General features: G+C 65.8%; 21 protein-coding genes. 13 read left to right on the plus strand and 8 right to left on the minus strand.

What is annotated here, in order from left to right; translation table 11 throughout:
- Positions 1-98 precede the first annotated feature (98 nt).
- The 6 genes from A5708_RS04860 (at position 99) to A5708_RS04885 (ending at position 5,551) form a co-directional block, all read left to right on the plus strand.
- On the plus strand, positions 99-956 hold the full coding sequence (locus A5708_RS04860; protein ID WP_065027533.1) for an SDR family oxidoreductase: 858 nt from the start codon (positions 99-101) through the stop codon (positions 954-956).
- A gap of 45 nt (positions 957-1,001) precedes the next feature.
- Positions 1,002-1,385, plus strand: a complete 384-nt coding sequence (locus A5708_RS04865; protein ID WP_065027534.1) for a DUF1330 domain-containing protein — start codon at positions 1,002-1,004, stop codon at positions 1,383-1,385.
- A 116-nt stretch (positions 1,386-1,501) separates the two neighbouring features.
- Positions 1,502-2,857, plus strand: coding sequence for a WS/DGAT/MGAT family O-acyltransferase (locus A5708_RS04870; RefSeq protein ID WP_065027535.1), 1,356 nt, complete (start codon positions 1,502-1,504; stop codon positions 2,855-2,857).
- 6 nt (positions 2,858-2,863) lie between these two features.
- Entirely contained in the window at positions 2,864-3,349 is a 486-nt protein-coding gene (locus A5708_RS04875) for an NUDIX domain-containing protein (protein WP_065027536.1), read from the plus strand.
- A gap of 1 nt (position 3,350) precedes the next feature.
- On the plus strand, positions 3,351-4,256 hold the full coding sequence (locus tag A5708_RS04880) for a haloalkane dehalogenase (protein ID WP_065027537.1): 906 nt from the start codon (positions 3,351-3,353) through the stop codon (positions 4,254-4,256).
- A gap of 35 nt (positions 4,257-4,291) precedes the next feature.
- Complete coding sequence (locus A5708_RS04885) at positions 4,292-5,551, plus strand: cytochrome P450 (protein ID WP_065027538.1); 1,260 nt, start codon at positions 4,292-4,294, stop codon at positions 5,549-5,551.
- Here the strand turns inward: A5708_RS04885 and A5708_RS04890 are convergent.
- The gene (locus A5708_RS04890) at positions 5,548-5,916 is read right to left on the minus strand and encodes a hypothetical protein (RefSeq protein WP_065027539.1); all 369 of its coding nucleotides are present in this window, start codon (positions 5,914-5,916) and stop codon (positions 5,548-5,550) included. The two genes, A5708_RS04885 and A5708_RS04890, sit on opposite strands and share 4 nt — an antisense overlap.
- Positions 5,917-6,009: 93 nt before the next feature.
- On the opposite strand from A5708_RS04890, the gene A5708_RS04895 reads away from it, so the two are divergent.
- Together A5708_RS04895 and A5708_RS04900 are read left to right on the plus strand one after the other, a co-directional pair.
- Positions 6,010-6,300 carry a CDGP domain-containing protein gene (locus A5708_RS04895; protein WP_065027540.1) on the plus strand — a complete coding sequence of 97 codons (291 nt, stop codon included), beginning with the start codon at positions 6,010-6,012 and terminating at the stop codon, positions 6,298-6,300.
- Between the two features lie 94 nt (positions 6,301-6,394).
- Positions 6,395-7,657 carry an HNH endonuclease signature motif containing protein gene (locus tag A5708_RS04900; protein ID WP_065027541.1) on the plus strand — a complete coding sequence of 421 codons (1,263 nt, stop codon included), beginning with the start codon at positions 6,395-6,397 and terminating at the stop codon, positions 7,655-7,657.
- A 141-nt stretch (positions 7,658-7,798) separates the two neighbouring features.
- Here A5708_RS04900 and A5708_RS04905 read toward each other — a convergent pair whose 3' ends face one another.
- Entirely contained in the window at positions 7,799-8,869 is a 1,071-nt protein-coding gene (locus A5708_RS04905) for an ATP-dependent DNA ligase (RefSeq protein ID WP_065027542.1), read from the minus strand.
- A 26-nt stretch (positions 8,870-8,895) separates the two neighbouring features.
- Between A5708_RS04905 and ligD the strand changes: the two genes are divergently transcribed.
- Positions 8,896-9,927, plus strand: a complete 1,032-nt coding sequence (gene ligD / locus A5708_RS04910; RefSeq protein WP_065027543.1) for a non-homologous end-joining DNA ligase — start codon at positions 8,896-8,898, stop codon at positions 9,925-9,927.
- Positions 9,928-11,171: 1,244 nt separating this feature from the next.
- Positions 11,172-13,214 (plus strand): glycoside hydrolase family 172 protein, encoded by a 2,043-nt coding sequence (locus tag A5708_RS04915; protein ID WP_065027544.1) that lies wholly within the window; start codon positions 11,172-11,174, stop codon positions 13,212-13,214.
- Here A5708_RS04915 and A5708_RS04920 read toward each other — a convergent pair.
- Positions 13,155-13,985, minus strand: a complete 831-nt coding sequence (locus tag A5708_RS04920) for a rhomboid-like protein (protein WP_081292820.1) — start codon at positions 13,983-13,985, stop codon at positions 13,155-13,157. The two genes, A5708_RS04915 and A5708_RS04920, sit on opposite strands and share 60 nt — an antisense overlap.
- Before the next feature lie 167 nt (positions 13,986-14,152).
- Between A5708_RS04920 and A5708_RS27760 the strand changes: the two genes are divergently transcribed.
- From A5708_RS27760 to A5708_RS04930, 3 genes are all read left to right on the plus strand, one after another.
- Positions 14,153-14,287, plus strand: a complete 135-nt coding sequence (locus tag A5708_RS27760; RefSeq protein ID WP_269199376.1) for a hypothetical protein — start codon at positions 14,153-14,155, stop codon at positions 14,285-14,287.
- Between the two features lie 79 nt (positions 14,288-14,366).
- Positions 14,367-15,200, plus strand: coding sequence for a mycofactocin-coupled SDR family oxidoreductase (locus A5708_RS04925; RefSeq protein ID WP_155765894.1), 834 nt, complete (start codon positions 14,367-14,369; stop codon positions 15,198-15,200).
- An 11-nt stretch (positions 15,201-15,211) separates the two neighbouring features.
- Positions 15,212-16,414 (plus strand): cytochrome P450, encoded by a 1,203-nt coding sequence (locus A5708_RS04930; protein WP_065027545.1) that lies wholly within the window; start codon positions 15,212-15,214, stop codon positions 16,412-16,414.
- A 9-nt stretch (positions 16,415-16,423) separates the two neighbouring features.
- Here A5708_RS04930 and A5708_RS04935 read toward each other — a convergent pair whose 3' ends face one another.
- The 5 genes from A5708_RS04935 to A5708_RS04955 form a co-directional block, all read right to left on the minus strand.
- Positions 16,424-16,981 carry a TetR/AcrR family transcriptional regulator gene (locus tag A5708_RS04935; RefSeq protein WP_065027578.1) on the minus strand — a complete coding sequence of 186 codons (558 nt, stop codon included), beginning with the start codon at positions 16,979-16,981 and terminating at the stop codon, positions 16,424-16,426.
- 60 nt (positions 16,982-17,041) lie between these two features.
- Complete coding sequence (locus A5708_RS04940; protein ID WP_065027546.1) at positions 17,042-17,371, minus strand: hypothetical protein; 330 nt, start codon at positions 17,369-17,371, stop codon at positions 17,042-17,044.
- A complete protein-coding gene (locus A5708_RS04945; RefSeq protein WP_065027547.1) occupies positions 17,368-18,672 on the minus strand; it encodes an aromatic ring-hydroxylating oxygenase subunit alpha in 1,305 nt (434 codons plus the stop codon). The genes A5708_RS04940 and A5708_RS04945 overlap by 4 nt, the downstream gene beginning before the upstream one ends.
- A complete protein-coding gene (locus A5708_RS04950; protein WP_065027548.1) occupies positions 18,669-19,568 on the minus strand; it encodes an enoyl-CoA hydratase/isomerase family protein in 900 nt (299 codons plus the stop codon). Before A5708_RS04950 ends, A5708_RS04945 begins: the two co-directional genes overlap by 4 nt.
- 102 nt (positions 19,569-19,670) lie before the next feature.
- Positions 19,671-20,636, minus strand: a complete 966-nt coding sequence (locus A5708_RS04955) for a TIGR03621 family F420-dependent LLM class oxidoreductase (protein WP_065027549.1) — start codon at positions 20,634-20,636, stop codon at positions 19,671-19,673.
- Positions 20,637-20,747: the final 111 nt, after the last annotated feature.

Consider the following 20,747-nt stretch of genomic DNA (forward strand, 5'->3'; position numbering starts at 1 on the left):
ACGGTGTGCGGCCTTTACACGGCGGCGAATGAAATGGCAGGCTATGACTCGCTGACAGTGACTGTCAATAATCGACCGTTCGGTGAGAGGGTCTGTTGATGAGTGTCCTCGACGGCAAGATCGCGATCGTCACCGGCACCAGCCGCGGCGTGGGCGTGGGCATCGCCCACGAACTGCTGCGCGCCGGAGCGACCGTGATCGGCTGCTCGCGCTCACCGCTCGACGGCATCCCCGGCATCGAACCGGACTGGGCGGACCGCGCTTCCCAACAGGTGTGCGATCAGGGTGACTACCGATCGATCGACGCGTTCGTCGCGGACGTCGTGGCTATCCACGGACGGGTCGACATCCTGGTGAACAATGCCGGCGGCACCGTCCCGGCGCCGCATGCCGAGAGCATTCCTGAACTGGTGCAACGCATTCAGGGCGCGCCCGCCGACGATGACGACTACGCACGCACGGCCCTGTTCCACGCCTTCGCCGTGCAGATGAATCTCATCAGCCCGCTCTGGTTCGCGATCCGTGCCTATCGGCAGATGCAGACCCAGGACGGCGTCGGCTGCATCGTCAACATTTCCAGCGGCGCCGGACATCCGGCGGGATCGCCGACCCTGGTCTCCTACGGGGCGGCCAAGAGCGGCCTCAACCACCTCACCCGGTCGCTGGCCGAAGAGTGGGGACCCAAGGTGCGGGTCAACTGCATAGCCCTGGGGCCCACGATGACCGAGAACTTTCGGTCCTTCGTGCTGCCCAAGGACGACCCCGATGGCGCAAAGTATTTCGCCGCCGTGCCCATGCGCCGTGCGGGTGAGCCCGCCGAAGTCGGGCGCGTCTGCGTTTTCCTGGCCGGCGGACAGGCCGACTTCGTCAACGGCACCACGATCGAATGCGACGGCGGGATGCTGCCCGGCGTGCTCTACGACGCGGGCTTGAAGACCATCACCGATCTGCTGTAGCTACCCGGCCCGCTTCTAGAACAAAACCAACGCAAGGAGATTCACATGGCCGGCTTGGAACCGACGCCCGAGCAATTCGCCGCGCTCGCGGCGCGACCGACTGACGCGCCGGTGGTGATGATCAACCTGTTGAAGTTCAAACCCGGGGGCGGCGTGGAGAGCTATCTGCAGTACGGCCGGGAGGTGGCCCCGCACCTGCAACGCGTCGGCGCCACCCTGCGCTATGCCGGCGGAGCGCCGTCGGTGGTGATCGGCGAAGGCGAACTACCTTGGTGGGACGCGATTCTCGTCGTCGAGTACCCAAACCCGCAAGCCTTCATCGACATGGTGACAACCCAGGAGTATGCCAAGGTGCACGAACATCGCGCTGCCGGCCTGGACCGCGGAGATTTGATCGCGACCTCGACATGGTCGATGGCTTCCGAGTGACCTGACGCCGCCCGCCCTACGCGACCCAACCGCGTGGCCGCAGCCGAGCGCGGGCCCGGCGCGGTCGGATCATGCCATGGCTTTCCGGATCCGGCCGAAATGGGTCTAATAGTTGGATGGAACTGATAAAGCCCACCGACGCGATCTTTCTCCTGGGAGAATCTCGCGAACATCCCATGCACGTCGGAGGCTTGCAGTTGTTCGAGCCGCCGTCGGGCGCCGGCCGCGGCTTCGTTCGTGACCTCTACAAAAGTCTGGCCGACCAGCCGGATTTCCAGCCCACGTTTCGCAAGCATCCCGCGAGCTTCGTCGGCGGAATCGCAAACCTGGGCTGGACTTACGACGACGACGTCGACATCGACTATCACCTCCGGCGTTCGGCACTGCCGTCGCCCAAACGGGTCCGCGAATTGCTCGAGCTCACTTCGCGATGGCACAGCAGCCTGCTGGACCGCCACCGCCCCTTGTGGGAGACGCACATCATCGAAGGCCTGAAAGACGGCCGGTTCGCCATCTACACCAAGGTGCACCACGCGCTGATCGACGGTGTCTCCGCGCAGAAGCTGATGCAGCGCTCGCTGTCCACCGACCCCGACGACCTCAAGATCCGTGCGCCGTGGACCCTGCGCAAACCCCAGCGCAGATCCGGCCCGTCCTCTCCCTTGAGCTCATTGGCCCGTACGGCGGGATCCCTTGCCGCACTGGCCCCCTCGACAATAGGGCTGGCGCGTGCGGCGCTGTTCGAGCAGCAACTGACCCTGCCCTTCGGGGCACCGAAGACCATGTTGAACGTCAAGATCGGGGGCGCCCGCCGCTGCGCGGCGCAGTCGTGGTCACTGGACCGCATCAAAAGCGTGAAGCAGGCCGCGGGGGTCACGGTGAACGACGTCGTCCTGGCTATGTGTTCGGGCGCGCTGCGCTATTACCTGCTCGAGCAGGAAGCGCTGCCGGACACGCCACTGATCGCGATGGTCCCGGTGAGCCTGCGTACCGAGGAGGAGGCCGACGCCGGTGGCAACCTGGTCGGGGCCATCCTGTGCAATCTCGCGACCGACGCCGACGATCCCGCGCAGCGTCTGCTGACCATCAGCGACTCGATGCGCGGCAACAAGAAGGTTTTCTCGCAGTTGCCGCGGATTCAGGCGCTGGCACTGTCGGCCGTCAACACGTCGGCATTGGCGCTGGCGGCGGTCCCAGGCTGGGTCGCGTCGACGTCCCCCCCGTTCAACATCATCATTTCGAACGTGCCGGGACCGACGCAGCCGATCTACTACGGGGGCGCCCGGCTCGACGGCAACTACCCGCTGTCCATCGCACTGGACGGCCAGGCACTGAACATCACCTTGGCCAACAACGCGGGCAATCTGGACTTCGGTCTGGTGGGGTGCCGGCGCAGCGTGCCGCATCTGCAACGCCTGCTCGCACACCTGGAGTCCTCACTCAAGGATCTGGAACGCGCTGTGGGAGAATAGAACTCGATGGCCAAACTCAGCGCGGGCGTGATGTTGTACCGGACCTGCGACGGCGTCGTCGAGGTATTGATCGCGCACCCGGGTGGACCGTTCTGGGCCCGCAAAGACGACGGCGCGTGGTCCATCCCCAAAGGGGAGTACACCGACGGGGAGGATCCCTGGGCTGCCGCGCGGCGCGAGTTCGCCGAGGAGCTGGGGCTCGCGGTGCCGGCCGGCCCGCGAGTAGACCTGGGTCAGCTGAAGCAATCCGGCGGCAAGGTGGTGACGGCCTTCGCCGTGCACGGCGACCTCGACATCACCGACGCGCGCAGCAACACTTTCGAATTGGAATGGCCGAAAGGATCGGGCAAGCTGCGGGAGTTTCCCGAAGTTGATCGCGTGGGCTGGTTCGCGGTGGCGACCGCGCGCATCAAATTGCTGAAGGGACAGCTCGGCTTTCTCGATCGCCTGATCGCGGATCCGGGCCTGGCCGGACTATCCGAAGGGACGTGACATGCAGACGCTGCGAACACCCGACGACCGATTCGGCGGCATCCCCGACTTCCCTTACGCCCCAAGGTATGGCGATGTGTCCGACGATGAAGGCGGCACACTGCGTGTCGCCTGGGTGGAGGACGGGCCGGAAGGCGCCGATCCGATTCTCATGCTGCACGGCGAACCGTCGTGGTCGTATCTGTACCGCAAGATGATTCCGATTTTGGCCGCCGCCGGTCATCGAGTGATCTGCCCCGACCTGGTCGGGTTCGGTCGTTCGGACAAGCCCACCCGCCGCGAAGACCACAGCTACGCGCGGCACGTCGAGTGGATGCGCGCGGTCGCCTTCGATGTGCTCGACCTCCGCAACGTCACCCTGGTCGGCCAGGACTGGGGCGGCCTGATCGGATTGCGGCTCGCCGCAGAGCATCCCGAGCGGTTCGCGCGGGTGGTCGTCGCCAACACCGGGCTGCCGAACGGCGAGCAGCCCATGGCCGACGTCTGGTGGCGCTTCCGCGAAGCCATCACGTCGGCGCCGACCCTGAACATCGGCGCGTTCGTGCAGGGTGGTTGTCGCCACCAGATGAGCGAGCAGGAGCGCGCGGGCTACGACGCGCCGTTCCCCACCGATGAGTACTGCGCCGGGCCGCGCGCCATGCCCGGCCTGGTGCCCACGTCGCCGGACGATCCCGCCGCGGCGGCCAACAAGACCGCCTGGACCAGGCTTTCGGTGAGCCCGACACCCATGCTGGTCGCCTTCAGTGACAGCGACCCGATCACCGGGCCGATGGCCGCCATCTTCGAGCGGGAGATGCGCGGCGCGCAGGGGATCGACCACCCGGTGATCCGCGGCGCCGGCCATTTCTTGCAGGAGGACGCCGGCGCGGAACTGGCCGGCCACATCGTGGAGTTCCTGCGCCGCTGAATCGGGCGCGGCCGGGCGGCGGGCACAATGTCAGCATGACGACAGCGCCGGCCGAGTCCACAAAGCCCGACGAGCTGTTGGTGCGGCTGTTGGACCCGGGGGTCCGGGCCGACCCCTACCCGCTGTTCGCGCAATTTCGCGAACGCGGATCGTTCGCCTTGCCGGAGGGCAACCTCGCGGTGTTCTCGACCTACCGCGACTGCGACGAAGCGCTGCGCCACCCGTCGTCGAGCAATGACCGGCTCAAGTCGACGGCCGCCCGCGCGCAGATCGAGGCGCAGACCCAGCAGCTCATCGAGGCCGGTGCCGAGGCGCCGCCGCAAACCCCGCCGGGATTCCTGTTCCAGGACCCGCCGGACCACACCCGGCTGCGCAAGCTGGTCAGCAAGGCGTTCGCGCCGAAGGTGGTGAACGCGCTGCAACCCGACATCACCGCGCTGATCGACGGGTTGCTCGACCGGATCGCCGAACGGGGACGGTTCGAAGTCGTCGAGGACCTCGCCTATCCACTGCCGGTGGCGGTCATCTGCCGGTTGCTCGGCGTACCGATCGAGGACGAGCCGCAATTCAGCCGGGTATCCGCACTGCTGGCGCAATCCCTGGACCCCTTCGTCGCCTTCACCGGAACGCCGTCGGACAACCTGAAAGAGCGGATGGACGCCGGAATGTGGTTGCGCGCCTACCTGCATGGCCTGATCGACCGGCGACGCTCGCGGCCCGGTGACGATCTGATGTCCGGGTTGATCGCCGTGGAAGAGTCGGGCGACCAGCTGACCGCGGAGGAGATCGTCTCCACCTGCGTCCTGTTGTTGGTCGCCGGTCACGAGACCACGGTGAACCTGATCGGCAACGCGGTCCTGGCGATGCTGCGCCAACCGTCGCAATGGACCGCGCTCGGCGCCGACGCCAACCGTGCCGCGGCGGTCATCGAGGAGACGTTGCGCTACGACCCGCCGGTGCAGATGATCGCCCGAACTGCGGGCGACGACATGACAATTGGGAGCATCGACGTGCCCGCGGGCGACATCATGATGCTGCTGACCGCCGCCGCCCAGCGCGATCCCGCCGAATACGACCGCCCCGACGCCTTCAACCCCGACCGGAAAGCGTTGCGGCATTTAGGATTCGGTCGCGGTGCGCATTACTGCCTGGGCGCCCCGCTGGCCCGGCTGGAAGCCGGTGTGGCCCTGTCGGCGGTGACGGCGCGTTTCCCGAACGCCCGGCTGGACGGCGAGCCCCAGTACAAGACCAACGTCACACTGCGCGGGCTGTCGCAGCTCATGGTCGCGGTCTAGTCTCGTTCCCAGGGCGGGCTCTCGTCCATCTTTTTGTAGTACTTCGCCAGGTGGCTCTTGATCCGATCGACATCGGACGCGGGCACGTCGATACCGCCGCGCGCGCCGTCCATGATCGCCCCGGCCGCCATCACTCCGCGTGGTACGGCTTTGAGGTCGCCGTCGATCACGTCGGCGATCAGCAGCTTGTAAGCCGTGAAGTTGTCCTTCTTGTCGCCGTCGTACCAGACGTGCGCGTCGCGGTATTTCCGGTTCGGCCCGTCCTGCGCGTCGGCCCACTGCCGCACCCGCTTTTCGGCCGCGTCGCCGTCCCATTTGCGGTCGCGATCGGCCAACGGCAGATCCTGAAAGGGTGTGACTGACATGCTGGCCGCGTGCCCGCTCCGGACGCGATTAAACGCCGCTAAACCATGGGTTCGCCGTTGCAGAGGCGGTAGCGTCGTTGACGGGAGGCAACCATGAAGCGCCACATCGTTTCAGGATTAGCCGGCCTACTGATGGCCGCGGGGCTGGTCGCCGCAGCGCCGCCGGCCGGCGCCGGGTGTCAGTACGGGGGACCGGTTCTGAGCAAGTGCGACGGACCCGTCCAGCCCGACGGCACCTGGCAACGTTGCGTCGCAGTCACCCGCCTGGTTCCCAATGGCGCCAGTTCCTACCTCGTGCCCGACAACCACTGCGGTCTGATGGGCCCCGGCCAGCAGCCCTCGGATTTCACCTTCGCCGACCCACCGACGCACATCGACGGCTGAGCGGCCGCCGCGTCAGCCAGAGTCGAGGCCGGTCACTTGCCAGCGCTGTATTGGGTGGCCGAGATTTGTCGTACCCGATTGCGATGATGAGGTTATGTCCTTGACCCCATCGCCTCCGGTGGCGGTGAGCCCCGCCGAGCGGCTGGAGGTGCTGTTCGAGGAGCTGGCGGAGTTGGCCGGTCAGCGCAACGCGATTGATGGGCGCATTGTGGAGATCGTCGCCGAGATCGATCGCGACGAGCTCTGCGGCGCCACGGGCGCACAGTCGGTCCCGGCGTTGGTGGCCTGGAAGATGGGCTCGTCATCGACAAACGCCCACACGATCACCACCGTCGCGCGCCGACGCGAGGCGTTTCCTCGTTGCGTCCAGGGCATGCGGGAGGGCCGATTGTCGCTGGATCAGGTCGGCGTCATCGCGGCGCGTGCCGGTGAGGGATCTGATGAGCATTACGCGCAGCTGGCCGGGATCGCGACGGTTAACCAGCTGCGTACGGCGGTCAAGCTGGAACCGCGACCCGAACCCGATTCTCGGCCTGAACCGCAGCGCTCGATCACCGTGACCTCCGGCCAGGGGTTCACCTGTTGGCGGATCAAACTTCCACACCTGGACGCGGCGAAGTTCGACGCGGCGCTGGCGTCTCATCGTGACGCGCTGCTCGCCGAGTGGAAACACGATCGCGGCGGCGAGGGCGAGGGCGAGGGCGAGGGCGCCAGCGATCAGGCGCCACCGTTGCCGAGCACTGGCGAAGCGTTTATGCGCCTGGTCGAGGCCGGATGGGATGCCGAGGCGGCCCGCCGGCCACACGGGCATCGGACCACTGTGGTGGTGCACGTTGACGCTCAGCGGCCCGTCGCGGCACTGCATCTGGGTCCGCTGCTCAGCGACGCCGAACGCCGATACCTGACCTGTGATGCCACGGGTGAAGTGTGGTTCGAATGCGACGGCGATGTCATCGGTGCGGGCCGTACGACACGGGTGATCAACCGGCGGTTGCGCCGTGCGCTCGAGCACCGCCATCCTGCATGCGTGGTTCCGGGCTGTGGCGCCACCCGCGGTCTACACGCCCACCACATCCGGCATTGGGAGGACGGCGGCCAGACCGAATTGGACAACCTGGTGTTGGTATGTCCTTATCACCATCGGTTGCATCACCGGGGCGTCATCACCATCGCCGGACCCGCCGACGATCCTGGCGTCACCGACAGCTCCGGGCGATCACTGCATTCGGGATCCCTCGCGCGTCCGCCAAACCTTGCCCCGCCCGCCGTCCCGCCGTGTCACGGCCCCACCCGCGAGCGCGCCGACTGGTGGTGGTACGAACCCTTCCAGCCGCAACCACCACCGACAACCAACTAGGTAGCTCACCAGCACCGGATCAAAGCTCAAACGGGTTGGGATATCACAACATTCGTTCGCGATACGCGCGACAACGGCATCGTGACAGTCGAAGCCGGCATCCCGGCTCAGACGCCGCCCGGCCGGGAATGGACCGCCGTCCTAGGCCGAACCGAGTCCCGGCACGATCTCGCCGAGGCTGAACGTCACCGGTTGTTCGAGTTGTTCGTAGGTGCACGAGCGCGGTTCGCGATCCGGACGCCACCGATTGAACTGCGCGGTATGACGAAATCGCCGGCCTTCCATGTGGTCGTAGCGGACCTCGACCACCCGCTCGGGCCGCAGCGGCACGAACGACAGATCCTTACCGGCGTTCCAGCGCGAGAACTCATTCTTACGAGGGGTCCGCTCACCGGCCTCGTGCGCGGCCCAATTCCACGGATGATCTTCGAAATCAGTGACGAGCGGCTGTAGTTCGTCGAACAGCCGCCGCCGCTCGGCCATCGGAAACGCGCCGATCACGCCGACCGAAGCGAGCTGGCCGTCATCCTGATACAGACCCAACAACAGCGAACCAATCGCGCCGGCACCGGATTTGTGCACCCGATACCCGGCGACCACACAGTCGGCGGTCCGCTCGTGCTTGATCTTGAACATGATCCGCTTGTCCGGTTGGTAGGTGATGTCCAGCGGCTTGGCAACCACGCCGTCGAGGCCGGCACCCTCGAATTCGTCGAACCAGCGCTGCGCGGTGCCCAGATCGGTGGTCGCCGGCGTGACGTGGATCGACGGTCCCGAGCCCGCCAGGGCATCGACCAGGGCGGCCCGCCGCTCGCTGAAGGGCCGTCGGGTGTAGTCGTCGTCGCCGAGGGCGAGCAGGTCGAACGCGATGAAGGACGCCGGCGTGGCCTCGGCCAGCATCCGCACCCGCGAGTCGGCCGGGTGAATGCGTTGTTGCAGCGCCTCGAAATCCAGCCCGTGGTCGGTGGCGATGACGATCTCGCCGTCGATCACGCAGCGCTCCGGCAGCTCGGCTCTGACCGCGGCGACCAACTCGGGGAAATAGCGCGTCATCGGCCGTTCGTTGCGGCTGCCCAACTCAACCTGGTCGTGGTCGCGGAAACAGATCGACCTGAAGCCGTCCCACTTGGGCTCGTAAGACGCGTCAGGGGGAATCGAGCGCACCGACTTCGCCAGCATGGGCGACACCGGCGGCATGACAGGGAGGTCCATAGCCTGATTGTGCTGGAATCGAAGGTATGGCTGCTGCAGAAGAGCTCGACGTCGACGGCGTTGCGGTGCGCCTGACCAATCCGGACAAGGTGTATTTCCCGAAACTGGGGTCGAACGGGTCCAAGCGACACCTGGTGGACTACTACCGCGCCGTCGCAGGGGGGCCGATGCTCGACACCCTGCGCGACCGCCCCACCCACCTGCAGCGCTTCCCGGACGGCATCGACGGCGAGGAGATCTATCAGAAGCGGATCCCGCAGCACCATCCCGACTACCTGCAGACGTGCCAGGTGACGTTCCCGTCCGGGCGGACGGCCGACGCGTTGAAGGTGACTCATCCGGCGGCGATCGTGTGGGCGGCACAGATGGGCACCGTCACCCTGCACCCGTGGCAGGTGCGTTGCCCGGATACCGACCATCCCGACGAATTGCGCATCGATCTGGACCCGCAGCCCGGTGTCGGGTTCGAGCAGGCGCGCACGGTCGCGGTCGAGGTGTTGCGCCCGCTGCTCGACGAGCTCGGGCTGGTCGGATATCCGAAGACATCGGGTGGTCGCGGGATCCACGTCTTTCTGCGGATTGCCGGCGACTGGGATTTCATCGAGGTGCGCCGCGCCGGCATCGCCCTGGCCCGCGAGGTCGAGCGCCGGGCGCCCGACCTGGTCACCACGTCCTGGTGGAAGGAAGAGCGCGGCGAACGCATTTTCATCGACTTCAACCAGAACGCCCGGGACCGCACTATGGCGTCGGCGTATTCGGTGCGGCGCACCCCGATCGCGACGGTCTCGATGCCACTGACGTGGGAGGAGCTGGCCGACGCCCAGCCGGACGACTACACCATGGCAACGGTGCCCGATCTGGTCCGCGACCGAGAGGACCCCTGGGCCGCAATGGATGATGCGGTCCAATCGATCGCTTCCCTACTGGAAATGGCCGAGGCCGACGAAGAGCGCGGGCTCGGGGATATGCCGTATCCGCCGAACTATCCGAAAATGCCCGGTGAGCCCAAACGCGTTCAGCCCAGCCGGGATCGAGATCTCAAAAGCGACAAGGCCTAGCCGGAATTAATCGATCGGGGGGTTCGGAATCGCGGCCGGCGATTGGCCCGCGTTTACCCCTCTCGCGGAGACGAGCCCACATGAGGACCTCAACGTAGCACCCGCGAGGCCTGCGCGGGAGGTGATTCTCTTGCGCCGCAGTGGCTTAAGCCGATTTGTCACAGTGACAATCGAGATCATCGGGCGGGACGAACCGCAGCGGCGCCGGCCTCGCCGGGGAAATGCCGAGTCGGCGTCAGCTCTAGAATTGCCAACGGATTCAATCCGCTTTTCGGCATTGGCGCGCTGAGGCAAATTGGCTTGCCGCCGACCCGTCCAAAGGTCAGCAATCAATTGGCGTAGAGCGTGCGCACGGCCCGAAACGTGCGCACGCCCCCGCTGTGTTCGAGTGCCGACGTTGTATCCAGAGTTTGACCGGAAACGCGGCCGGTGATCGGCAAAAGCCTTGCAATCCAGCTGTTTTCAGAGCACAACGCTGTGGCCGATGCGGTCACGGCAGCATTTGCTACACCGACACGTCGCGGCGCGCAGCCGTGCGAGGACTGGCACCCAATGTCATTCAGGGGGCACTCAATAGGCCCGAATATGGGCCGTACTGAGTAATGGGTGCGAGTAACTGAGACCCTGCCGGTTAGCCGGCAGACCTACATTGTGCAGGTCAGGTTGGGTCCGCAGTCGATCGTTATCGGTGTTGTGCAGCCGGAAGCCGTGAGGGCGGTGAAGGTGAGGAGAAGACCGAGAACAACTTTGTATTTCAGACCAGACATGACCACTCCGTCCGTAGGAGAAATCTGACGCCCGAGAGTAGGTATATTACGCGTTGAGCTCTCGGATGAGTATGGGAACGAGTAATTTTCAATTAATTACGTCACCTGACTGAAAGCCGGCGAGTAGCGGACGCACGAATTCGCGTCGTAGCGCCGGTGTGCTTCGTGAATTCCCGCGAAAAGCGAGTTTTACTGCGCCGCAAAGGGGTATTTGAATGCGAACTCCGCGCGTTGTCCTCGTTGAGTAGCGAGGACGATGCGTCGGCACCGCCTTGCCCGCATTTTTGCGAGAATGCGGCCAGGGTCTAAAGACGTTGGCCCAAAACAGGATACGAGCTTGTGAAATAGCAATAAATCCAACTTCAAGTACGAAATTACACTCCCGCCTAAACTACGAGTACGGGACTGCTCGTGTGGTTGGGAAGTTACCGGCCGGATCGCCCGCCGACGAGACCGACAAAAGTAGGCTCAATGGCTATGTCGGCGGCGGCGCGGGTGAGTTCCGCGGTATTCGCGTTGCTGCTATCGGCAATTCCCGGTGCCGGGGTGGCCGCCGCAGAGCCGGCCGCACCCGACACGAACCGATCGGGTGCACGAATGGTCGGCTGGGATACGTACCGCCGATTGGACCGATTGCCCTATCTGAACCCCGGTTCGCAGACTCTGCAGGTATCGAGCTTTGACCGCAGCGGCGGCGATTTCGACATGTCCACAGGTAATCGCAACGGTAGTGGCGGGTGCCTGGCACCGGGGGGTGCCGGCTGCGTCATCGCGGAGGATCACGGTGCCGGAGAGATCGATTCGATTTGGCTGACCCGCGATGGCGGCAATGTGCGCGCTCTCGGAAACATCCGCATCGAGCTGGACGGGCAGGACGTTGTAGACACCCCATTGCAATCAATGGTCGACGGCAAATTGGGGGCCCCGTTCGTGTGGCCGCTGGTGGCCAATGCCGCACAATCGCCGGGCGGCGTCTACATCAAGGTGCCGATGCCCTACCGGCGCTCGATGAGGGTCAGCGTCACATCGCATTTGGAGTATTACCACGTGGACTATCGGCAGTTTCCCGATGGCGACGGGGTGAACACCTTCTCACCGTCCGATCCCGCGCTCGATGTGCTGGACACGCTCAAGTCCGCCGGCGTGGTCGACCCCAAACCGGCGGGAGCCGGTGCGGCGCACAGCACCCGGGTCAGCGACCTGGCCGCCGGCGCCGCGCAAACCATCGCCGAATCGACTGGCTCGGCCAGCATCTCGGAGCTGCGGCTGCAACTGCCCGAACCGGCTGCGGAACAGCTGGGTGACTTGCGGCTGCAGATCGAGTTCGACGGCCGAACCATGGTCGACTCGCCACTCGGCGAATTCTTCGGTGCCGGCCTCGGTGCGAACCCCGTGCGATCGTTGATGTTCGGGACCAGCGCCCAACCCGATGGATCGTGGGTGTTATGCGATTGGTGGCCAATGCCTTTCGCGCAGTCGGCCCGTGTCACGCTCATCAACGAGGGGACCACCCCGGTGACGGGAATAGTGAGCGACGTCGCCACCGCACCCGACGCCCAATGGGCGCCCGCTTTGACCAGCGGCCGCGCCGGCTACTTCACCGCGCGCTCGCACGCCGGACCGACCGCCGCGGGCCAGGACTGGGTGTTCGCCGAGGAACAGGGACGCGGCAAATTCGTCGGCGTCAGCCACACGATTCGCGGCTATCGAACCAAGACCGCGTTCAGTGCTGACGCCCCCTACTTTCTCGAAGGCGCCGAGCGGGTCTACACCGACGGCGCCGCCTCCCCGCGGTGGTACGGCACCGGCACCGAGGACCTCTACGAGGGCGGCTGGTACTTCAAGAACGGCACCCACTTCAGCGACCCACTCAACGGCCAACCCGATCAACGCACCGCCACGGGCGGATGCGCCGATTACTGCGTCGCCGTGTACCGGATCATGCTGGCCGACGCGATCGGCTATCACTCCGGGATCCGGTTCGGCATCGAGCACGGCAAAAGAAATATGGTGCAACCCGACTACAGCTCGACCGCATTCCTCTACACGCAGCCGGACGCCGGCATCATCGCCGGCGACGACGTCAGCCCCACCGATCCCGTCAATCGAGTCCTGCACGGCTACACCGACTCCGACGCGACCGACCAGCTGCTGGTCAGCGAATACGAGGGCACTCAGGACACCCTGCCCGTGGTCGGCTCCGTCCGTATCACCCAGGGCGCGGTCGCCTTTCACGTCCAGATCGATCCGGACAACGACGGCGTCCTGCTGCGGCGGACCTCGGATCAGGCGACCGGATTTCAATCGGCGGACGTCGCCGTCGACGGCGTACCGACGGGCAACTGGTTACAGCCGCGCAGCAACACCTTTCACCGGTGGCTGGACGACACCTACCTGCTGCCGCAATCGGTGACCGCGGGCAAGGCGCAGCTGACCGTCACCCTGACGCCTACCGCCGACTCACCGCCCTGGACCGCCAGCCGCTACCACGTCGACACACTGACGGGGCCCTCTGGTTAGGGAGCGATTGGTGGCCAGCCCGATGAGCGCGCCGGCCAGGCCGCCGGCCGGCGCCATCAGCGAAGGCCCGGCAAGCAACAGATACCCGAACGTGACAGCGACCATCAGCAAGGCCTGGTGCAGCGGTGTCCAGGCGGCGACCGGCCGCATCCGGAACGACAATCCGATGCCGAGCAGCAACGCCACCACGTGACCGACGGCGGTGAAGTCAGCACTCGACGCCGCCACCAGCGCGGTGCCCAGCCACCAGCCCGCCCAGACCCCGCGCCAGCGCGCCGGGATCGCCGCCGTGAACGCACCGAGCACGCACACCGCGCCGTAACTGATCCCCACGTCACTGGCGCGGGCGACCGAGACCGGCAGCATCCCCGTCTCGATGGCGGCGACCAGTCCGATCGCGACGATCACCGTGGCGCCGATGTGGCCGACGGCGAAAGTGACGAGCAGCCCCCAGCCGCACCACATGAGTTCGCCCAGAGCCAGCAGGCAGACCAGCCCGGGCAGCCAGAAGAACAGGTCCCCGCCGTCGTTGACGAATGCGCTCCCGATCAAGGTGCCCAGATGGCCGCGCCCGAGGTTGTGAACGTTTGTGCTCATTCGGCTCACGGCGACCTCGCGCGCGTGCGGGCCCAGCGCCGCGAGGATGAGGTAGATGGCGAGCAGGATGACCGCATAGCCGGCCGTGACCCGAACCGACGCCGCGCCGGGCACCGCGCGCAGCGGCGCCTGCGTCCAGCGCAGGGCGCCGTCGCGGGTGGCGGCGAACGTCATGGTTCTACGGTGCGGGTCCGGCGGGCGCCGTGCCTCGTTCTTAACGAAGCCTTCACACCCATGCCGCAGATCTTCACGCGGTCGGACGCCCCGTGACATCGCCTTAAAGAGAGGCGATCGCGGCGACGGCCTCAGCGGCGGTCACGATGGCCGCGGCGTAATTGGGCATGTTCACCTCGAGGCCGTTGGCCGTGCTGTTCGAGGGTGCCACCGTGATGGCGACGTCGCTGAATGACACCGCGCCCGTCGTCCATGCCCGCGCCGCCGCGGCGACGCTGATCGAGGCCGCCCAGCGGTCTTGACGGACTTGTCGGGATGCTGCTAAACATGGCCTGCGCCACACGTTTGGGCGATCGCCCAAAGTTGATGGGTGGAGGATGCATGGGTCGGATGGATGACAAGGTCGCATTCGTGACCGGTGCGGCACGGGGGCAGGGCAGAAGTCACGCCGTCCGGCTCGCGCAGGAGGGCGCCGACATCATCGCGGTCGACATCTGCCGTGGATTCGAAGGGTCGCCGGCCCCCGCCGCCACGCCGGAAGACCTCGACATCACCGCGGGCATGGTCAAGGACGCCGGAGCTCGCGTCGTGACCGCCGAAGCGGACGTGCGTGAGTACGACGCGTTGAAGGCGGCGGTCGACAGCGGTGTCGAACAGCTGGGGCGGCTGGATGTCATCGTCGCCAACGCGGGCATCGGCACGATGACCGGCAAGCTGCACAAGACCGACGAGGCGCTGTGGCAGGAGATGATCGATGTCAACCTCAGCGGGGTGTGGAAGACGGTCAAAGCCGGTGTCCCGCACATGCTCGACGGGGACCGCGGCGGTTCGATCATCTTGACCTCGTCCGTCGCGGGTAAGAAGGCCTACTTGCACACCGGCCACTACACGTCGGCCAAGCACGGGGTGATCGGGCTGATGCGGGCATTCGCGGTTGAATTGGGGCACAAGATGATCCGGGTCAACGCCGTGCTGCCCACCCATGTGAACACGCCGCTGCTGATCAACGACGGCACCTTTCATGCCTTCCGCCCCGATCTGGAGAACCCGGGGCCCGACGACCTCGCGCCGATCTGCCAAACCTTCCACACGCTGCCGATCCCCTGGGTCACCGCCCAGGACATCAGCAATGCCGTGCTGTTCCTGGCCTCCGACGAAGCCCGATACATCACCGGCGTGGCGCTTCCGGTGGATGCCGGCAGCTGCCTGAAGTAAGGAAAGCATCGATGACCGTCACCAACGACACCGACGTCTACTACGACCCCTACGACGTCAACATCAATGCCAACCCTTACCCGATCTACGCGCGGCTGCGCGAAGAGGCGCCCATCTACTACAACGAGCGCTACGACTTCTGGGCCCTGTCAAGGCATTCCGACGTCGAGCACGGACTGGCCAACTGGGAGACCTTCTCCAACCGGAGAAGCGACATCCTCGAGCTCGTCCAGTCGAAATTCGACATGCCCGGCGGCGTCATGATGTTCCAGGACCCGCCGGAGCACTCCAGGCTGCGCGGCCTGATGTCACGGGTGTTCACCCCCCGCCGGATGGCCGCCCTCGAGGACCAGATTCGGCAATACTGCATACGCTGCCTGGACCCGCTGGTCGGTTCCGGTGGATTCGACATCATCGCCGAGCTCGCATCGATGATGCCGATGCGCGTGATCGGGATGCTGTTGGGAATCCCGGAGTCCGAACAGATCTCGGTGCGTGACGCCAATGACGCCAACCTGCGCACCAAGCCGGGTGCGCCGTTGAAGGTCGCCAACGCCGACTCCATCGCCGACGGCCGGATCTACGCCGACTACGTCGAATGGCGTTCCAAGAACCCCTCGGACGACCTGATGACGACGCTGCTCAACGTCGAATTCGACGACGATAACGGGGTGCACCGCAAACTGACCCGCAAAGAGGTGCTGCACTACACCCAGGTGGTCGCCGGGGCGGGCAACGAGACCACCGGCCGGCTGATCGGCTGGCTGGCCAAGGTGCTCGCCGAGCACCCCGACCAGCGTCGCGCGGTCTGCGAGGACCGGTCACTATTGACCCGTACCATCGACGAGACGTTGCGCTTCGAGCCCACCGGACCGCACGTCGCGCGTTGGATGGCAAAGGATTTCGAGTGCTACGGCACGACGGTGCCGGCCGGCAGCGCCATGCTGTTGCTCTTCGGCGCCGCCAACCGCGATCACCGCCGCTACGCCGATCCGGACACCTACAACATCCGTCGCGACAACATCTCGCACATCACCTTCGGGAAGGGCGTGCACTACTGCCTGGGCGCCAACCTGGCCCGCCTCGAGGGCCGCGTCGCGCTCGACGAAATACTCAACCGGTGGCCCGAATGGGACATCGACTACGACACCGCGCAATTGGCGTCGACGTCGACCGTGCGCGGCTGGGAGCGGCTGCGGATCGTGTTGCCCTGAGCCGACGCGTCAGGTGGCCCGGCGTTTCTTCGGGCTGGGCATCTCGAACCGGTCCAGCAATCGGTTGACCAACGCGATGGCGGCTTCGTGACCCCCGGAAGACCCCAGCCCTTCTTCCAAGATCAGGGTGCGACCAATCGAGGCGATGAAAACCGCGATGGCCGCGGGCGGGAATTCGTCGGCGTCGATGTCATGTTCGCGGATGATGAAGTTCAGCGCGGTGATCTGCTGCTCGCGCCACCGGTCCGACCATGCGGCGATTTCTGCGCGAATCTCCTTGCGGTGGTTGGCAAGTCCCATGAATTCGAGCAGCAGCCGGGTGTCCTTGGGCGCGGTGAGCGTGTCCCAGAAGGCGTGCAGCGGGCGATCGGAGGCCAGCGCCTGCTGCTGACGTTCCAGGTAGACGGCGGCACCGCTACGAAAGACCGCCAGATACAACTCGTCCATCGTGGGGAAGTAGTAGTGCACGAGGGCCGGTTTGACGCCGGCTTTGGCGGCCACCCGCCGCGACGTGGCGGCGGCGTAGCCCTCCTCGACCATGATCTGACTCGTCGCCGCCACCAGCATGTCGCGCGTGGTGGAGTCGCGCGCTTTGGGTCGCTCGGAAGCGGTCACGGTCTGGTCATATCACACGGCCGGTTCGGCAACCATGTCGAAGAACGCGGCCCCGGAGTCCGGGATGCGGTTCTGCTTGAACACGTTGACGGCATAAGAGACCAGGATCATCGAATAGAGCAGGTGCAGGAGCCGCTCGGCATCGTCCGGTAATGCGTTGAGGTCAAGGCCATTCAGGTACGCGATCGCCTCCTCGGCCCGGGGGGCGATGGCGTCGTAGAACCTGACGAGCTCGTCGTAGGGCTTGGACAGCCGCGCCTCGTAGCGCTGCGCTCTGGTCGGCAACGCCCAGTCGGCGACGAGCGGTTCGAGGTCGGCGAAGCCATCGGGCAGAGTGGTCATGACGGCTCCCCGGACCGGTGGGCGTCCACGGTGTCGCGAATGACGGTGTGGAACTGGCGGATCAGCAATTCCTGATCGCTGAGGTGAAAAGTGTTCTGCGCGCGGGTCTTCAGGGCCGAATGCGAAGCTTCGATCGTGTTCACGTCCTGCATCGCGAACTCGATCGTGCTGTCGACCACCAGTTCCTGCGCGAGCCGTTCGGCGGCGTTGGCCGGCGGCACGAAGTACATGTCGATCTCGTAGATGTGCGAGTCGACGGTCTCGGGCCAGTAGGTGTAGGTGATGTAGTACCCGCGCGCCCAGATCTGGATCGAGATGTTCGGGAAGACCCAGAACTGGTCATTGCCCCACGAGGCGATCTCGCCGCGGTTGAGGAACTCCGGTTGCGATCCCTCAAAGCCCAAGTCGGGCACGTCGTCGGGCCCGAACAGACCGGCGCGGAACAGCTTGTAGACCCAGCGCTGGTCCTGGCGGGCCGGTCCCGCGGTGCCCGGTTCGCGCGGTGGCAGCGGGGGTGGTCCGGGAACCGAGGTGAGCATGTGCGGCCTGAACAGTTCGTAGTGGTAGGAGTCGACGGGCGGCACCATCTTCTCGGCCTTGGCGACATCGGGATCGATGAAGCGACCGTGCACATACGGCGGGTGATACCACTCGCAGACCGAGTCGACGGCCAGCTTCCAGTTCCCGTTGATGCGGGTGGAAAACCCGTAGTGCTGCGTCATCTTGTCGAAGGGATAGGCCTCGATGCCGAGCAGGCCGTCGCCCAGGAAGCTGCGCAACGGCACCGGATCGTCGGCGAGGTTGACGAAGATGAACCCCGCCCAGACCTCGCAGTGCACCGGCGGCATCCGCAGCGTGCTCTTGTCGAGGTCGAAGAACTCGCCCTCGTTGGTGATGTGGTTGACCTTGCCGTCCAGGCCGTAGCGCCAGCCGTGGTACTTGCACGCGAAGGCGCGACAGGTGCCGGACGATTCGCGACCCGGGTGCTCCTGCCAGACCACCTTGTTGCCGCGGTGCGCGCACACGTTGTGGAAGGCGTGCACGGTGTCGTCGCGGTCGCGGGCGATCACGATCGAGGCGAGCCGCCCGGGCAGATCACGGGTGAAGTACGACCCTTTGCGGGGTAGGCGCTCAATCCGCCCGACGCACAACCAGTTTCGCTCGAAGACCGCCTTGCGCTCGGCGGTGAAGAATTCCTCGGAGATCGAGTCCTCATAGCTGACGGGCGCGGTCCCCAGTTCGGGATAGTCGGTGGTGAACTTGCCCCGCCCGGTCGACAGGCGCTGCTGGATGCTGGTCACGAGGGGACTCCTTCACTGCGTTGCCCGCCGTTGGGCGCCGAGTTGTTCCAAGGCTTCTGGTCCCAGGCCCGGTCCAGCGGTGCCATCTCGCCGCCGAACGGGAAGAAGGCGCGCTGCGCGTAGGTTTCCCGGGCGAGGCCGTGACCCAGCTCGTCGATGAAGGCCCGTTTGAGCGGGTTGGTGAACAACTGGCGCGAATAACGCAGTGTCAGCGGTGGACGCTTGACCAATTCGCGGGCGAGTTCCCAGGCCCGGTCCAGCAATTGGTCCTTGGGCAGCACCTCGTTGACTACGCCCCACTCCTTGGCCTCGGCCGCCCCGAGTTTCATGCCGGTCAACAGGAAGTAGCGGGCGCGGGTGTGGCCGGCCAGGAAGCTCCAGATGACGTGCTGGCCGTCGCCGGGCACCTGGCCGCGGGGGAAGTGGGAGGCGTCCTGGAAGTACGCGTCTTCGGAGGCCAGCACGATGTCGCCCATCAGCGCGACCTCGGAGTGGATGTTGCACGGCCCGTTGACCGCGCTGATCATCGGGACGTCGACGTCGAGCACGTTGCTGATCAGGTGCCTTGCGTACCAAGCCTTTTCATCGAGTTTGACCAGGCCTCGGGTACCGGGCATCAGCAGGTATTCGGGCTTGTCCACCAGGTCGCCGTTGGGTAAGCGGCCCCAGTTCGCGTTGTAGTTCTCGCCGGTGCCGGTGTGGATCAGGACCTTGATCTCGCGATCGCCGGCGATGTCGGCGAACGCATCCGACATGTCGTCGTGCGCGCGCCAGTCCCACACCAGGCTGCCGCCGTTGGTGTGGCACTGCATGAACAGGATTCCGTCGTCGGTGAGTTCGAACCGGTAGTTCGCGTACCGATCGTGATATTCGCTGTACCTGGTTCGTTTTGCCATTGAGCCGTCTCATTCCGCGAGAAACCGTCAGCCTGCTGGTTTGGGCGATCGCCCAAACCGCGTAGCTGACATGCTTGCACCTGCGGTCGCGGCGGTCAAGGCTCACCGTGCGTGCAGGCGGGCCACCACCGGCGCGAAGGAGTCGATCTGTGCCTGCTGCACCGTGACGTAGTTGACGCCGAGGGTTTCCCGGCGCGAATGCAGCGTCTCGGCAACGTGTTCCGCCGAACCGATCAGCACATTCGGATGATCGCGCAACAGGTCGGCGGCGATGCCTGTCGACTCCGCCAGCCTCGCCAGCACGGTCTCGGGATCGTCGGTGATTTCGGCGAAGTACGGGGAGCTTTCGACGTCCAGCCGATCGAAGCGCTCGCCCGCGGCGGCACGCACGAAGCCGATCCGGCGCTCCGCCACCGCCAGTGGGTCCAGCCCGTCGGGATCGTGCGCCACAAACGGCACGCTCGAGATGCTGACGATGTCGGCCTCGCGTCCGGCCAGCGTGAGAACGCGCTGCCCGCCGCCGCCGATCATGATCGGCGGATGGGGGTGCTGCACCGGCCGTGGTCGTCCCGCATAACCGCGTACCTCGACCAACTCGCCGGAATAGTCCAGTTCTTCGCCCTGCCAGTGGGCCTTGACGAGCGAGACCACCTCGGCCAGCTTGGCGATACGCCGGCCCGGCCGGTCGAACGCGAGCCCCATCGCGGCGTACTCGACTCCGCTCCATCCGGCGCCGATGCCGAATTCGAGGCGTCCGTCGGAGAGTAGATCGAGAGTCGCCGCTTCCTTCGCCAACACCGCGGGCACGTGGTAGTCGATGCAGAAGACGCGGCAACCGATGCGCAGGGTCTCGGTCCAGGCGGCCGCCGCCGCCATCGCCGCGATGGGTGCCAGGTCCTGGCGCGGGGTGCGCGCCTCTCGCTGCGCCGGTCCCGGGCCGAGGTAATGATCCGCGAGGAAAAGCGTTGTGTATCCGAGATCTTCGACCCGACGAACGGTATCGCGCCACTCTCGTGACCCGGCGGCATTGGTGGCCTGCACGCCGAAACGAAACGGGGGTCTGTCCATCAACGGACCCTAAGTGGGCCCCTGAGCGGAATCAAGGCGAAATCGACGACTCGCGCTTGACCGCAGGCGAGGCCGGGTGATAGGCATGTGAAGCCCATTTGGGCGGTCGCT

This window comes from Mycobacterium colombiense (assembly GCF_001672755.1).
GTDB lineage: Bacteria > Actinomycetota > Actinomycetes > Mycobacteriales > Mycobacteriaceae > Mycobacterium > Mycobacterium colombiense_C.

Coding starts and splice junctions, on each gene's coding strand:
- A5708_RS04860 (WP_065027533.1), top strand. CDS start 99: ATGAGTGTCCTCGACGGCAAGATCGCGATCGTCACCGGCACCAGCCGC.
- A5708_RS04865 (WP_065027534.1), top strand. CDS start 1,002: ATGGCCGGCTTGGAACCGACGCCCGAGCAATTCGCCGCGCTCGCGGCG.
- A5708_RS04870 (WP_065027535.1), top strand. CDS start 1,502: ATGGAACTGATAAAGCCCACCGACGCGATCTTTCTCCTGGGAGAATCT.
- A5708_RS04875 (WP_065027536.1), top strand. CDS start 2,864: ATGGCCAAACTCAGCGCGGGCGTGATGTTGTACCGGACCTGCGACGGC.
- A5708_RS04880 (WP_065027537.1), top strand. CDS start 3,351: ATGCAGACGCTGCGAACACCCGACGACCGATTCGGCGGCATCCCCGAC.
- A5708_RS04885 (WP_065027538.1), top strand. CDS start 4,292: ATGACGACAGCGCCGGCCGAGTCCACAAAGCCCGACGAGCTGTTGGTG.
- A5708_RS04890 (WP_065027539.1), bottom strand. CDS start 5,916: ATGTCAGTCACACCCTTTCAGGATCTGCCGTTGGCCGATCGCGACCGC.
- A5708_RS04895 (WP_065027540.1), top strand. CDS start 6,010: ATGAAGCGCCACATCGTTTCAGGATTAGCCGGCCTACTGATGGCCGCG.
- A5708_RS04900 (WP_065027541.1), top strand. CDS start 6,395: ATGTCCTTGACCCCATCGCCTCCGGTGGCGGTGAGCCCCGCCGAGCGG.
- A5708_RS04905 (WP_065027542.1), bottom strand. CDS start 8,869: ATGGACCTCCCTGTCATGCCGCCGGTGTCGCCCATGCTGGCGAAGTCG.
- ligD (WP_065027543.1), top strand. CDS start 8,896: ATGGCTGCTGCAGAAGAGCTCGACGTCGACGGCGTTGCGGTGCGCCTG.
- A5708_RS04915 (WP_065027544.1), top strand. CDS start 11,172: ATGTCGGCGGCGGCGCGGGTGAGTTCCGCGGTATTCGCGTTGCTGCTA.
- A5708_RS04920 (WP_081292820.1), bottom strand. CDS start 13,985: ATGACGTTCGCCGCCACCCGCGACGGCGCCCTGCGCTGGACGCAGGCG.
- A5708_RS27760 (WP_269199376.1), top strand. CDS start 14,153: ATGTTCACCTCGAGGCCGTTGGCCGTGCTGTTCGAGGGTGCCACCGTG.
- A5708_RS04925 (WP_155765894.1), top strand. CDS start 14,367: ATGGGTCGGATGGATGACAAGGTCGCATTCGTGACCGGTGCGGCACGG.
- A5708_RS04930 (WP_065027545.1), top strand. CDS start 15,212: ATGACCGTCACCAACGACACCGACGTCTACTACGACCCCTACGACGTC.
- A5708_RS04935 (WP_065027578.1), bottom strand. CDS start 16,981: ATGCTGGTGGCGGCGACGAGTCAGATCATGGTCGAGGAGGGCTACGCC.
- A5708_RS04940 (WP_065027546.1), bottom strand. CDS start 17,371: ATGACCACTCTGCCCGATGGCTTCGCCGACCTCGAACCGCTCGTCGCC.
- A5708_RS04950 (WP_065027548.1), bottom strand. CDS start 19,568: ATGGCAAAACGAACCAGGTACAGCGAATATCACGATCGGTACGCGAAC.
- A5708_RS04955 (WP_065027549.1), bottom strand. CDS start 20,636: ATGGACAGACCCCCGTTTCGTTTCGGCGTGCAGGCCACCAATGCCGCC.